At 67.0% G+C, this 13518-nt stretch carries 13 protein-coding genes; 8 read left to right on the forward strand and 5 right to left on the reverse strand.

Translation table 11 applies throughout. The annotated features are described in order from the left end of the window. Positions 1 to 26: 26 nt before the first annotated feature. Both VQ042_RS07450 and VQ042_RS07455 read right to left on the reverse strand, forming a co-directional pair. A complete protein-coding gene (locus VQ042_RS07450) occupies positions 27 to 731 on the reverse strand; it encodes a DUF1013 domain-containing protein (protein ID WP_331817118.1) in 705 nt (234 codons plus the stop codon). 192 nt (positions 732 to 923) lie between these two features. Further along, positions 924 to 1931: an NAD(P)H-quinone oxidoreductase gene (locus tag VQ042_RS07455; RefSeq protein ID WP_331817120.1), complete on the reverse strand. Its 1008-nt coding sequence runs from the start codon at positions 1929 to 1931 to the stop codon at positions 924 to 926. A gap of 465 nt (positions 1932 to 2396) precedes the next feature. Between VQ042_RS07455 and rcdA the strand changes: the two genes are divergently transcribed. From rcdA to VQ042_RS07490, 7 genes are all read left to right on the forward strand, one after another. Continuing rightward, positions 2397 to 2927 carry a protease adaptor protein RcdA gene (gene rcdA, locus VQ042_RS07460; protein ID WP_331817122.1) on the forward strand — a complete coding sequence of 177 codons (531 nt, stop codon included), beginning with the start codon at positions 2397 to 2399 and terminating at the stop codon, positions 2925 to 2927. Positions 2928 to 3068: 141 nt separating this feature from the next. Continuing rightward, the gene (locus tag VQ042_RS07465; protein WP_331817124.1) at positions 3069 to 4076 is read left to right on the forward strand and encodes a zinc-dependent alcohol dehydrogenase family protein; all 1008 of its coding nucleotides are present in this window, start codon (positions 3069 to 3071) and stop codon (positions 4074 to 4076) included. A 477-nt stretch (positions 4077 to 4553) separates the two neighbouring features. Continuing rightward, complete coding sequence (locus VQ042_RS07470) at positions 4554 to 5714, forward strand: TRAP transporter substrate-binding protein (RefSeq protein WP_331817126.1); 1161 nt, start codon at positions 4554 to 4556, stop codon at positions 5712 to 5714. A 74-nt stretch (positions 5715 to 5788) separates the two neighbouring features. After that, a complete protein-coding gene (locus VQ042_RS07475) occupies positions 5789 to 6373 on the forward strand; it encodes a TRAP transporter small permease subunit (RefSeq protein ID WP_331817128.1) in 585 nt (194 codons plus the stop codon). Next, the gene (locus VQ042_RS07480; protein ID WP_331817130.1) at positions 6370 to 7788 is read left to right on the forward strand and encodes a TRAP transporter large permease; all 1419 of its coding nucleotides are present in this window, start codon (positions 6370 to 6372) and stop codon (positions 7786 to 7788) included. The genes VQ042_RS07475 and VQ042_RS07480 overlap by 4 nt, the downstream gene beginning before the upstream one ends. Further along, positions 7778 to 9121, forward strand: a complete 1344-nt coding sequence (locus VQ042_RS07485) for an amidase (RefSeq protein ID WP_331817132.1) — start codon at positions 7778 to 7780, stop codon at positions 9119 to 9121. Before VQ042_RS07480 ends, VQ042_RS07485 begins: the two co-directional genes overlap by 11 nt. A gap of 1 nt (position 9122) precedes the next feature. Next, positions 9123 to 9290, forward strand: a complete 168-nt coding sequence (locus VQ042_RS07490) for a hypothetical protein (protein WP_331817134.1) — start codon at positions 9123 to 9125, stop codon at positions 9288 to 9290. A 124-nt stretch (positions 9291 to 9414) separates the two neighbouring features. Here the strand turns inward: VQ042_RS07490 and rpmE are convergent, their stop codons facing one another. Then, a complete protein-coding gene (gene rpmE, locus VQ042_RS07495) occupies positions 9415 to 9636 on the reverse strand; it encodes a 50S ribosomal protein L31 (protein ID WP_331817136.1) in 222 nt (73 codons plus the stop codon). A 230-nt stretch (positions 9637 to 9866) separates the two neighbouring features. On the opposite strand from rpmE, the gene VQ042_RS07500 reads away from it, so the two are divergent. Then, entirely contained in the window at positions 9867 to 11672 is a 1806-nt protein-coding gene (locus VQ042_RS07500) for an ABC transporter transmembrane domain-containing protein (RefSeq protein WP_331817187.1), read from the forward strand. 22 nt (positions 11673 to 11694) lie between these two features. Here VQ042_RS07500 and VQ042_RS07505 read toward each other — a convergent pair whose 3' ends face one another. Then, positions 11695 to 12030, reverse strand: a complete 336-nt coding sequence (locus tag VQ042_RS07505; protein ID WP_331817138.1) for a c-type cytochrome — start codon at positions 12028 to 12030, stop codon at positions 11695 to 11697. A 71-nt stretch (positions 12031 to 12101) separates the two neighbouring features. After that, positions 12102 to 13358 carry a PQQ-dependent sugar dehydrogenase gene (locus VQ042_RS07510; protein WP_331817140.1) on the reverse strand — a complete coding sequence of 419 codons (1257 nt, stop codon included), beginning with the start codon at positions 13356 to 13358 and terminating at the stop codon, positions 12102 to 12104. Positions 13359 to 13518: the final 160 nt, after the last annotated feature.

Raw genomic sequence — 13518 nt, forward strand, 5'->3', positions numbered from 1 at the left:
AAGCCGTCTCCGGCCCGCGAACGCGTTCACTTCTGGTTGTTGTCGTCGTCCTCGTCGGACTGGGTGTTCTGCATCGAGGACAGCTTGGCGAACACTGCCGCGGCGTCGAGTTCGCCTTCCTCGCGCTCTTCGCGCGGTCGGCCCCAGTTCTGGGTCTGGGACGCCGACAGCAGGCGCTCCTCCTCGGCGATCTCTTCGGGACGGATGATGCCGCGCGACGCCTTCTCGACTTCCAGGTCGAGATTGATCTGGGTGCACAGGCCCAGCGTCACCGGGTCCATCGGCTGCAGATTGGCCGAGTTCCAGTGGCTGCGGTCGCGGATCTGCTGGATCGTGTTCTTGGTCGTGCCGACCAGGTTCGAGATCTGCGAATCCTTCAGCTCCGGATGGTTGCGCACCAGCCAGAGGATCGCGTTCGGGCGATCCTGGCGCTTGGACACCGGCGTGTAGCGCGGCGCCTTGCGCTTGGCCTCGGGCACCCGCACCTTCGGCGCGGCCAGCTTGAGCTTGCGGTTCGGGTCCTTCTCCGCCGCCTCGATTTCCTCGCGCGACAGCTGGCCGGTCATGATCGGGTCGAGACCCTTGATCCCCTGCGCCGATTCGCCGTCGGCGATCGCCTTCACCTCGAGATGGTGCAGCGTGCAGAAATCCGCGATCTGTTCGAAGGACAGGGACGTGTTGTCGACCAGCCAGACGGCGGTCGCCTTTGGCATCAATAATTGCTGTGCCACGATACAATCCTCCTAAGTGCCTGCCCCGGAAGGGCCGACCGTGGATACTCACCACATGTACGGGAATTCCGGCGCCTTATAGGCCGTTAGCCATATCGGTGCAAGGAAATCGCCCGACTTCCCGTGCGGCGGCCCGAAGCGGGGCCACCGCGCGGTCGTTCGGACCGCGCCGGGCGGTGCCCGCCGCCGGCCTCACCCTTCCAGATGCCGCGTCGTCAGGATGATCTTGCCGATGTGGTCCTCGTCCATGTGGCGGTGCGCGTCCGCCGCCCGCTCCAGCGGATACACCGTGTCGATCAGCGGTTTCACTGTGCCCGCCGCCAGCAGCGGCACCACCTGTTCGCTCAGTTCCAAGGCGATCACCGCCTTGAAGGCCACCGGCCGGTTGCGCAGGGTCGAGCCGGTGAAGGTCAGCCGCTTGCGCATCAGCGGCGTCAGGTCGATCTGCGTCTTCGGCCCCTTCAGGAAGGCGATCTGCACGATGCGCCCGTCCTCGGCGGCCAGCTGCAGGTTGCGCGGCGTATATTCGCCGCCGACCATGTCGAGGATCACGTCGATCCCCTTGCCGCCGGTCGCCTGCCCCAGCACCTCGACGAAATCCTGCGTGCGGTAGTTGATGCAGGCCTCGGCGCCCAGCTGTTCGGCCGCTCGGCACTTGTCGTCGCTCCCCGCCGTCGCGAACACCCGCGCGCCGAAATGCCTGGCAAGCTGGATGGCCGTCGTGCCGATGCCCGACGTGCCGCCATGGACGAGGAAACTTTCCCCCGCCGCCAGGCCGCCCCGTTGGAAGACATTGTGCCAGACGGTGAAGAACGTCTCCGGCACGCCCGCCGCCTCCACCATGGACAGCGACTGCGGCACGGGGATCGCGTTGCTCTCCGCCACGCAGGCATATTCGGCGTAGCCACCGCCCGGTACCAGCGCCATCACCCGGTCGCCGCCGGCGAAGCGTTGCGCCCCCTCGCCCAGCCCCACGACGGTTCCGGCGATTTCGAGGCCCGGCCAGTCCGGCGCGTCGGCCGGTGCCGGATACATCCCCTGTCGCTGCATCACGTCCGGACGGTTCACGCCGGCCGCGGCCACGGCGACCAGCACCTCTCCGGCCGCCGGCTTCGGCACCGGCTTCGTGCCGGGCTTCAGGACCTCGGGACCGCCGAAACCGTCGAGCAGGCCGGCCTGCATGTTCTCAGGGATTGCCATTGTCTGCGCACTCTTCCTTGTTGCCGTCGTCACGAACGTAGAGAGATTCCTACGATTGCGACCTCCCGTTAAGGCTTGGGTAAGCTTTCCGGGGTTTAACTGAAGTCAGTCCAGATTGAAGGAATGCCCGATTGATGGATAGACGGAGCGGCCTCCGCCCCGTTTGACGCCTCCCTGTTGAAACTCCTGAAGGGCCGCTCATCGCGGCCCCTTTTTTTGCCCGGCGTCCCTTTCGTCTGCGGCCGGCTCCCATTGTTGCAGCCCATCGCCTTTTTCGTCCGGCCGAGGGAACCCTCCCGGCCCCGGCGCGATTGCTTAACGGCAATTAACCTTGTCCGCCGCCCTCGCTTGCAAAGGCCGGGCATCGGACGCACCCTGTTCTCCTTCGCCGGCCGCGCCAGTTCGCGGTCCGGTCGATTCTGGTAGCAGGACATGGTGTTCGCGATGGGGAGTGAATCTGGGCCGATGACGATGCAAGCAAACGGTACCCCGGACGACGACCGCACCATCCGGCTCGCCGAGCATCTGGCCTTCTCGCGCTCCTTCCAGCCGCTGTTCAACCAGGGCATGGCGCTGGTCGACGAGACCGCGATCTATCTCGACGGCGCCGGCCGGACCGAGGCGAAGACACTCTCCAAGGGCGGCACGACGCTGTATGCCGCCGAATCGATGCGCCTCACCACCCGGCTGATGCAGGTCGCCTCCTGGCTCCTGCTCCAGCGCGCTGCCAATCAGGGCGACATGTCGCGCGCCCAGGTCGAGGCCGAGAAGGTCAAGGTCCGCCTCGAAGGCCTCGGCAGCGCCAAGGATTCGCCGAATTACGGCGAACTGCCCGAAGCCTTCCGCGACCTCGTCGACCGGGCCCTCAAGCTGGAACGCCGCATCGCCATGCTCGACCGCGAGATCTACGGCGACAGTGCCGGCGAGCCGGAAGCTGCCGCGCGCAATCCCGTCGGCGAACAGATCGATCTGCTGAAGACCGCCTTCCACGGCTGACCGCCGTACCCGTTTCACGCGAGGCACCCAGCGCGCCGGCCTTCCCGGCGTCGGCGACGGTGTGTTCGCTGCGACGCGGAAACCCTGCATCCCTCTCCGCGTTCGCCTCCCCACAGATGATGCGAACCAGGAGATGATGCGATGCGCATGATCCAGCTCAAAAAACCCGGCGGCCTCGACCAGTTGCAACTCGTCGAGCGCGACGGGCCGGGCGCCCCCGGCCCCGGCGAAATCCGCGTGCGGATCCGCGCCAGCTCCCTCAATTACCACGATTACGGCGTCGTCAGCGGCCGCATGCCCACCGAGGACGGCCGCATTCCCATGTCCGACGGCGCCGGCACCGTCGAGGCCGTCGGCGAGGGCGTCACGGAGTTCCGGCCGGGCGACAATGTCGTCTCCGGCTTCTTCCCGTTGTGGCTCGATGGCGAACCGCCGGTCGCCGACTTCAAGACCACGCCGGGCGACGGCGTCGACGGCTATGCGCGCGAGGAAATCGTGCGCCCCGCCACCTGGTTCACCCACGCACCTAAGGGATACAACCACGCCGAAGCCGCGACGCTGACCACCGCCGGCCTCACCGCCTGGCGCGCCCTCGTCGTCGATGGCGGCATCAAGGCCGGCGACACGGTTCTGGTGCTGGGCACGGGCGGCGTGTCGATCTTCGCCCTGCAGTTCGCCCGGCTGATGGGCGCGCGGGTCATCGCCACCTCCTCCTCGGACGAGAAGCTCGAGCGCCTGCGCGACATGGGCGCCGACCACACGATCAACTACAAGCGCGACCAGGAATGGGGAAAGACCGTCCTCGAAAAGACCGGTGGCCGCGGCGTCGATCATGTCATCGAGGTCGGCGGTCCGGGCACATTGCCGCAGTCGATCACCGCCTGCCGCATCGGCGGCCACCTCGCGCTGATCGGCGTTCTCACCGGGCGCTCCGGCGAGGTGCCGACCGCCGCCATGATGGCGAAACACCAGCGTCTGCAGGGTCTCATCGTCGGCAGCCGCCGGCACCAGATGGACATGGTCCGGGCCATCGACGCCATCGGGCTGAAGCCGGTGATCGACCGCAGCTTCGCCCTCGAGGACATCGCCGACGCCTTCCGCCACGAGGAATCGGGCGCCCATTTCGGCAAGATCTGCCTCGAATTCTAGGGCACTGATCGTCCGGCAGACCGCACGAAACCCGCCTGGACGGACGACATCTAAGTATCACGCCTGAGCGTATCGGGAGCGGCGCAGTCTTTCTGCACCGCTCCCCACTAAGACTATAGTCGCACGGCAATCTCTTTCGGCAATCGCCGTGCCTGCGCACCACCGGACCGGCACGATCCGGTTCCGACCCCGGCGCTTCTTCCCGGCCAGAAGCGACCGACAGCACGCTCGGGGTGTGGGCAGCCAGGGCTTCCAAAGCCCCGGAAACCCGCGGCTGCGGCCTTTTCCGCATACCGAACCGCAACGCGCCGTTCCGCCCGCGAAGCCGCCTTGCCGCGACCCGGCCGCACGCGCTTTTGCGTTCGTACGCGCCGACCGCTTCCACCATTGATTGACGTGCCGTTCTGAATCGGCAATCTTGCACCCGCTGGGAGGCAACAGTTCAGTTCGTGTGAATTCATAAGGGAGGAATAGCTTATGCTGCGCCGCAATAACAACGTTGAGAGCCTGTCCAAGTCGAATGAAGGCGTTTCTCGCCGCAAGTTCCTGAGAGGCGGCGTCGTTGCTGCGGGAGCGGCTGCCGGCACTCTCGCCGCGCCGGCCGTGCTGGCCCAGTCGCCGGTCGTCGTGAAGATGCAGACGTCCTGGCCCGCCTCGGACATCTGGATGGATTTCGCCCGCCAGTATGTCGAGCGCGTCGAGACCATGTCCGGCGGACGCATCAAGATCGATCTCCTGCCGGCCGGCGCCGTCGTCGCCGCCTTCCAGGTGATGGATGCGGTCAATGACGGCGTCATCGACGCCGCCCATTCGGTCTCCGCCTACTGGTACGGCAAGAACAAGGCCGCCTCGCTGTTCGGCACCGGCCCGGTCTTCGGCGGCAATCCGACGACGATGCTGTCGTGGTTCTACCAGGGCGGCGGCAACGAGCTCTACAAGGAGCTGACCCAGGACGTCATGGGCCTCAACGTAATCGGCATGCTCGGATTTCCGATGCCGGCCCAGCCCTTCGGCTGGTTCAAGAACGAGGTGAACACCGTCGCCGACATCGACGGCTTCAAGTACCGCACGGTGGGCCTGGCAGCCGACCTGATGCAGTCCATGGGCATGAGCGTCGCCCAGCTCCCCGGCGGCGAAATCGTCCCGGCCATGGAGCGCGGCGTCATCGACGCCTTCGAGTTCAATAACCCCTCCTCGGACCGTCGCTTCGGTGCGCAGGACGTGGCCAAGAACTACTATCTCGGCTCGTACCACCAGGCGTCCGAGGCCTTCGAGTTCCTGTTCAACAAGGACTTCATGGACGACCTCGACGACGATCTGCGGGCCATCATGGAATACAGCGTCGAGGCGGCCTCCACGGCCAACACCGCGCTGGCGCTGAACGAATATTCCAAGGACCTGCAGCAGCTGCAGGATGTCGATGGCGTCACCGTGCACCAGACGCCGCCGGAAATCCTGGAAGCCCAGCTGGAGGCCTGGAAGCAGCTGATCGTCGGGCTGGAGGAGGACACCTTCTTCAAGAAGATCCTCGACAGCCAGCGCGAATGGGTCGAGCGGGTCTCGTATTACGAGCTCCTCAACTCGCCGGACTATCGCATGGCCTACAACTTCTTCTTCCCGGGCAAGCTGCCCAGCTGACGCTGGCGGCGCAGTAGAACGCGATGTCCGGCGGCTGACGCCGCCGGACGTTTCCGCATGAGGATCGGGAGTCCATGATCGCATTCATCCGCTTTGCCGACGCCCTGTCGGCAGCCTTCGGCAAGGCCTTCGCCTGGCTGATTCTGCTCATGACGTTCGGGACCAGCTACGAAGTCTTCGTGCGCTACGTCTTGGGCGCCCCCACCGCCTGGGCTCTCGACGTCTCCTTCATCATGTACGGCACGCTCTTCATGATGGGCGGCGCCTACACGCTCTCGCGCGGCGGCCATGTGCGGGGCGATTTCCTGTACCGGATGTGGAAACCCCGCACCCAGGCCACGGTCGACCTCGTCCTCTACATCTTCTTCTTCTTTCCCGGCGTCACGGCCCTGATCCTGGCCGGCTGGAAATACGCGGCCCGCTCCTGGCAATACGGCGAGGTCAGCGTCAACAGCCCCGCCGGCATCCCGATCTACCAGTTCAAGACCGTCATCGTCGCCGCCGGCATCCTCCTGTTCATCCAGGGCATCGCCGAGATGTTCCGCTGCATCCAGTGCATCCGTGGCGGTGAGTGGATCCGGCCCGAGGAAGACGTGCAGGAAACCGAGGACACGATCCTCAACAAGGCGACCGCGGCCGAGAGAGATGCCCATCCATGAGTGACCCGCAAATCGCCCTGTTCATGCTGGGGCTGTTCATCTTCCTCGTCTTTCTCGGCTTTCCGATCGCCTTCACCCTCATGGCGATGGGCATCGGCTTCGGCTACTACGCCTATTTCGATTCCGCCCGCATGTGGCGCAGCTACAACCGGCTCGACGAGCTGGCCTCGAGCTGGGATAGCTTCACCCTCTGGATAGACGGCTTCTTCAGCAACACCGTCTTCGACCTCTTCATCAACCAGACCTATACGGTGATGGCGAACGAGGTGCTGACAGCCGTGCCGCTGTTCCTGTTCATGGGCTACATCGTCGAGCGCGCCAACATCGTCGACCGCCTGTTCACCACCCTCAACATCGCCTCCAAGAACATGCCGGGCTCGATGGGCGTGGCGGCGCTGATCACCTGCGCCCTCTTCGCCACCGCGACCGGCATCGTCGGCGCCGTGGTCACGCTGATGGGCCTGCTCGCCCTGCCGGCGATGCTCAACGCGCGCTACGACAAGTCCTTCGCCTCGGGCATCATCTGCGCCGGCGGTACCCTCGGCATCCTGATCCCGCCCTCGATCATGCTGATCGTCTACGCGGCGGCCTCCGGCGTCTCCATCGTGCGCCTCTATGCCGGCGCGCTGCTGCCGGGCCTGATCCTGGTCGGCCTCTACCTCCTCTACATCGTCGGCCGCTCGATCCTGCAGCCCAGCGCCGCCCCGCGCCCGACGAAGGACGAAGTGCCGGACGTGCCGTTCGTGCGGCTGACCTTCATGATCCTGACGTCGTTCCTGCCGCTGGCCTTCCTGATCCTGGCCGTGCTCGGCTCGATCCTGTTCGGCCTCGCCACGCCCACCGAGGCGGCCGCCATCGGCGCCCTCGGCGGCATCCTCCTGGCGGTCGGCTACCGGGCCCTGACCTTCCAGCGGCTGCGCGAATCCGTCTATCTGACGGTCCGCACGACCGCGATGGTCTGCTGGCTCTTCGTCGGCTCCTACATCTTCTCGTCGGTCTTCTCCTATCTCGGCGGCGAGCAGGTGATCTCCGAGTTCGTCCGCGGCCTCGATCTGACGCCGCTGCAGTTCCTGCTGCTTGCCCAGCTCATCATCTTCCTGCTCGGCTGGCCGCTGGAATGGTCCGAGATCATCATCATCTTCGTGCCGATCTTCCTGCCGCTCCTGGAAATGTTCGGCATCGATCCGCTGTTCTTCGGCATCCTCGTCGCCCTGAACCTGCAGACCTCGTTCCTGACGCCGCCCATGGCCATGTCGGCCTATTATCTGAAGGGCATCGCACCGCCCGACGTGAAGCTGACGGACATCTTCAAGGGCGTTTTGCCGTTCCTCCTGATGGTGTTCCTGGCGATGGCCGTCGTCTACAACATCCCGGAAGCGGTCTATTACCTGCCCGGCGTCTTCTATGGCCGCTAAGGGTTCGCTGATCGACCTGCCGCCGCTCGACCTGCGCGAGCGGGTGGCAGGAGGCGCGGCACGCGCGGCGGAGGTCGCCCAGGCGATGGTCGCGCGGGTCGAGGGCGATGCGGCGGCCGCCGCGGCCTTCGCATGGTTCGACGCGGGCTACGTCCTGCGCCAGGGCCCCCATCTCGACACCTTGCGCGGGCGCCTGCGCTCCATCGGTCCGTTGCACGGCCTGCCGGTCGCCATCGACGACATGATCGATGTCGCGCGCGTGCCCACCGAGGCCGGCTTTGCGCCCTTTGCCGGGCGCACGCCGGAGGAGGATTCGGCCATTGCCGAGCGGCTGCGTTCGGCCGGCGCCCTCTTCGCCGGCAAGACCGCGATCCGCGAGCTCGGCATCGGCGCCTATGGCGCAGCGTCGGACGACGGTGAGGCCGAGACGCCGGACACCGGCATCGACGGCTGCGCGAGCGGCGTGGCGCGGGGCGTCGTTCCGCTGGCGGTCGGCATGGCCGGCGACGGCGCGCTGATCCGCTCGGCCGCCGCCAGCGGCGTCACCGGCTACACGCCGACCTTCGGCTCCATACCGCGCCGCGGCGTCCGCGATCTGGCGCCCAGCCTCGATGCGCCGGGCGTCTGCGCCCGCGGCATTTCCGGCGTCGCGCTCCTCGCCCAGACCCTCTTCGGCAACGATCTGGCCGATTCGACCACCATGCCGGCACCGCATCCGCAGCTGCTCGATCAGGCGGGCATGAAGCCGCCCGTCGTTCCGACGCTCGCCATCGTCCGCACGCCCTGGTGGGACCGGGCCGACCCGCTGACCCAGGAAGGCATCGGCGAGGTCGCGACCGAACTCGGCGAGCGCTGCTTCGACGCCGACCTGCCGGACATTTTCGCCGAGAGCATCATCCACGCCGAGCGGGTGCGGCTGGCCGAAACCGCCAAGAACCTCCTCGGCACGCGGCAACGCTACCCGGATTCCCTGTCCCCGGGGCTCGCAGCCCAGCTGGAGACGGGCGACGCCATCCTGGCCCGCGACTATCTGGCTGCCCTCGACTGGCGCTCGGTGCTATATGCGGGGCTGGAGGCGGTCCTGTCGCGCTGCGACGCCATCCTCACCCCCGCCGCCATCGGCCCGGCCCGCCCGGGCATGGCCACGGACGGAGAGAACGTGTTCAACTGTCTGTGGACGTTTCTCGGAGTGCCCTGCGTGACGCTGCCGCTGCTGGAGACGCCGAACGGCCATCCCATGGGCATCCAGCTCGTCGGCCGGCGCGGCGAGGACGGGCGCCTGCTGCGCACCGCGCACTGGCTCGAATCGCAACTGACCAACGGGAGTTCATAGCGTGACACTCGAACGAACGCTGTCGATCGTGGGCTATGCCGTCCTGCTGGCCTTCCTGCTGATCCTGATGATCCATGTGCCCTTGCCGGATCTTGGCATCGTCATTCTGGCGACGGTGCTCCTGGCCGGCTACGACCTGTTCTTCCACAAGGCGCCTCCGGGGTCCTGACGCCCCGACGGCGGCTGCGACGGGCGTCGCAGCCGCACCAGGTTTCCGCCCGACTTCCCGAGTGCAGACAACAAAAAGCCCGACACGACGGCCGGGCTTTTCAATTGAGGACAGGCGTCGGCAATTACATGCCGAGGCCTTCGTACCGCTTCTTGAAGCGCGAGACGCGACCACCGCGGTCCAGCAGCTGCTGGTTGCCGCCGGTCCAGGCCGGATGGCTGGTCGGGTCGATGTCGAGATTCATCTTGTCACCTTCCGAACCCCAGGTGGAGCGGGTCTGGTACTCGGTGCCGTTGGTCATCACGATGGTGATCGTGTGGTAGTCGGGATGGATTTTGTCTTTCATCGCCTTCGATCCTTGGGTCTGGCCGGATCTCCGCCAAATCGACACAGCTGCGGACAGGGCCGCCTGCAGGTCTCGATGTCGCGGAGTTGGAAAGCGCGATCGCTTTCAAATTCGAGGACGAGCCTATACATGAGGGCACCTGCCGGCACAAGTGCCGGGGGGCCTACCCGCCGCCGCGGTCCCGCGGCGGTCCATGAATGACAGAATGACTGGAGGCGGGCTTGCGCCACATGACAGCCGGCGAGCGCGAAGCCGAACGCAAGCGCCGCGACCTCAAGCCCCTCGCCCGCCTGGTTCCCTATCTCAAGCGCTACAAGGGCAAGGTTGCCGGCGCGATTGTCTTCCTCTCGCTGGCAGCCCTCACCACGCTGTCGCTGCCGCTGGCCGTGCGCCGGCTGATCGACAAGGGCTTCGACGCCCCCAGCACCGCCTTCATCGACACCTATTTCGCCATGCTGGTGGTGCTGGCCGCGATTCTCGCCGTCGCCAGCGCCGGCCGCTACTATTTCGTCATCACCCTCGGCGAGCGCGTCGTCGCCGATCTGCGCAAGGACGTCTTCTCGCGGGTCACCCGCCTGTCGCCCGGCTTCTACGACAAGGCGCTCACCGGCGAGATCGTCTCGCGGCTGACCGCCGACACCACCCAGATCAAGTCGGTGGTCGGCGCCACGGCCTCGCTGGCGCTTCGCAACGCCATCCTGTTCATCGGCGCCGTCACGATGATGGTCATCACCAGTCCGGGCCTGTCGCTGATCGTCATCGCGGCGATCCCGGTGATCATCGTGCCGCTGGTCGCCTTCGGCCGCTCCGTGCGCCGCCGCTCGCGCTACGCCCAGGACACCCTGGCCGACGCCACCGCCTATGCCAGCGAGGCCATCGGCGCCGTGCGCACCGTCCAGGCCTTCACCAGCGAGACCGTGACGAGCAACCGCTTCGCCGACGCCGTCGACCGCGCCTTCGGCGCCGCCCGCGCCTCGGTCAGCGCCCGCGCCTTCCTGACCGCCTTCGCCATCTTCCTGATCTTTGGCTCGATCATCGCCGTCCTATGGATCGGCGCCCAGCAGGTCACCGAGGGCACCATGAGCGGCGGCACGCTCGGCCAGTTCCTTCTCTACGCCGTCTTCGCCGCGGGCGCTGTCGGCCAGCTCTCGGAAGTCTGGGGCGAGATCGCCCAGGCGGCCGGCGCCGCCGAGCGCCTGTCGGAGTTGCTCGGCGAGGAACCGGCGATCCGCTCGCCCGAAACTCCGGTCGCCCTGCCCCGTCCGGCCCTTGGCGAGGTCGTCTTCGACCGTGTCAGCTTCGCCTATCCCACCCGGCCGGACGTCTCCACGGTCCACGAACTGTCCTTCCGGGTGAAGAGCGGCGAGACCGTCGCCATCGTCGGCCCGTCCGGCGCCGGCAAGTCGACGATCTTCTCGCTGATCGAGCGCTTCTACGATGCCGATGCCGGGCGCGTCCTCGTCGACGGGGTCGACGTGCGCGCGGCCGATCTCGACGACCTGCGCGGCCGCATCGCGCTGGTGCCCCAGGATGTCACCATCTTCGCCGCGACGGCGGCCGAGAACATCGGCTTCGGCGATCCCCATGCCTCGCGGGCACAGGTCGTCTCGGCGGCCCGCTCGGCCCTGGCCGAAGGCTTCATCGAAGCCATGCAGGACGGCTACGACACGGTCATCGGCGAGCGCGGCATCACCCTGTCGGGCGGCCAGCGCCAGCGCGTGGCGATTGCCCGGGCGATCCTGCGCGACGCCCCGATCCTGCTCCTCGACGAGGCCACCTCGGCGCTCGACGCCGAGAGCGAGATCCTCGTCCAGCGCGCGCTGGAAAAGCTGATGGAGGGGCGCACGACGCTCGTCATCGCCCATCGCCTCGCCACGGTGCTGAAGGCCGACCGCATCCTCGTCCTCGATGGCGGCCGCATCGTCGAGGAAGGCACCCACGCCTCGCTGATCGCCAGAGACGGCATCTATGCGCGTCTCGCCCGCCTGCAGTTCGAGGCCGGCCGCACCGACACCCTGCTCGGCGCCGCCGAATAGCCGGCGGCGTCCCGCCGCCCGCCTATTGCACGTCGGGCATGGTCGCGGTCACCGTGATCGCCGCATACCAGGCGGCCAGATCGGCGATGTCTGCATCGTCGAGGCCCTGCGCGATGATCGACATCTGCGGGTGCTGGCGTGCACCGGAGCGGTACGCCTTCAGCTGCGCGGCCAGATAGAAGGCGCTGTCGCCGGCGATGTTGGGGGCGTCGGGCGCGGTCGCCACGCCGTCGAGCCCGTGGCAGGTGGCGCACACGGCCGCCTTGGCCTTGCCGGCCGCCAGGTCGGCGGCCATGGCGGTGTGCGGTGCGAGAACCATCAGCGCCGCGGCGAGGCCGCGCGGCAGGATCAAAGTCATCGGTTTCATCCGTCTCGAGAAACAGCGGGCCGCGCCGGTCGTCCGGCGCGGCCCTGTCCATGGCGCGGGGCCTATTTGGTATAGGCGATCCGGTAGAGTGCGCCGGCCAGATCGTCCGACACCAGCAGCGAGCCGTCCTTCAGCGTCGCCACGTCCACCGGCCGGCCGATATATTCGCCGCTGTCCGACAGCCAGCCCGAGGCGAAGACCTCCGTGTCCTTGGCCGTGCCGTCCTCGTTGAGCGAGGTGAACATCACCCGCGCGCCGATCGGGTCGGTCCGGTTCCAGGAGCCGTGCTGGGCCGAGAAGATGCCGCCGCGATATTTCCGCGGGAAGCTGTCACCCTCGTAGAAGGTCATGCCGAGATCGGCGGCATGGGCGTCCATCTCGACCTGCGGCATCACCACGTCGGCGGGAATCTCGGCGCTCTTGTACTCGTTGGTCCGCACCGTGCCGCCGCCATACCAGGGGAAGCCGAAATTCTGGCCCGGCCCGGTCGCCCGGTTCAGCTCGCCCGGCGGAATGTCGTCCCCCATGCCGTCGACCTGGTTGTCGGTGAACCACAATTCGCCATTGGCCGGGTTGAAGTCCATGCCCACCGAGTTGCGCACGCCGGTGGCGTAGACCTCGCGGCCGCTGCCGTCCCGCTCCATCCGCACGATGCCGCCGATGCCCTCGCGATTGTAGAGGTCGAGCTTGTCCTCGGGCGGCACGTTGTAGGGTTGGCCCAGCGAGATGTAGAGCTTGTTGTCCGGTCCGATCCGGCAGACCCGGGCGGTGTGGTTGAAGGATTCCTCCGATTCGGGGATCAGCTCGCCCTGGTCGACCACGACCCCGACGGCCACGTCCGGGCTCTCGTAGAAGAACTCGGCGGCCGGCAGCACCAGCACCCGGTTCTGCTCGGCGATGAACAGGAAGCCGTCATCGGAGAAGCAGACGCCGTTGGGGATGGTGAAGTCGATCGACGGCGCGAACTGCTTCACCTCGTCGGCGACGCGGTTGCGGTCCCGGTCGGTGATCGCCCAGACATTCTGCTTGCGCGTGCCCACGAAGGTCGCCACGCCCTGGGGCCCGACGGCGATGTGCCGGGCGTCCGGCACCACCGCGAAGAGCGAGATCTCGAACCCGTCCGGCAGTTCGATGGCCTCCAGGTTCCGGCGCAGTTGTTCGGCATATTCGCCGGTCTGTTCGACGGTCTCGAAGTCCATCGACGTGCCGGTCGACTGCATGCCCTGCAGCTTCGTCATGTTGTCGTCGGACTGCGCCGATGCCGGCGTCGCAGCCATGATTGCGAGCACGGCGACCGTGCTCGTCAGGATTCTGTGCATGTTTCCTCCCCTGTCGCGCTTTGCGCGATCATCTTTCAGAGGGGGTGCCCTTCCCCTCGGGAAGGATGCTGGCATGCCGTTTGCCGGAAGGTCAGTCTTGCGAGGGGGTGTAATGGCCCGGCCGCGCGATCAGCGCCACGTCGCGGGAGCGGCCAGCCGG

This window comes from Aurantimonas sp. A2-1-M11, assembly GCF_036549475.1.
GTDB lineage: Bacteria > Pseudomonadota > Alphaproteobacteria > Rhizobiales > Rhizobiaceae > Aurantimonas.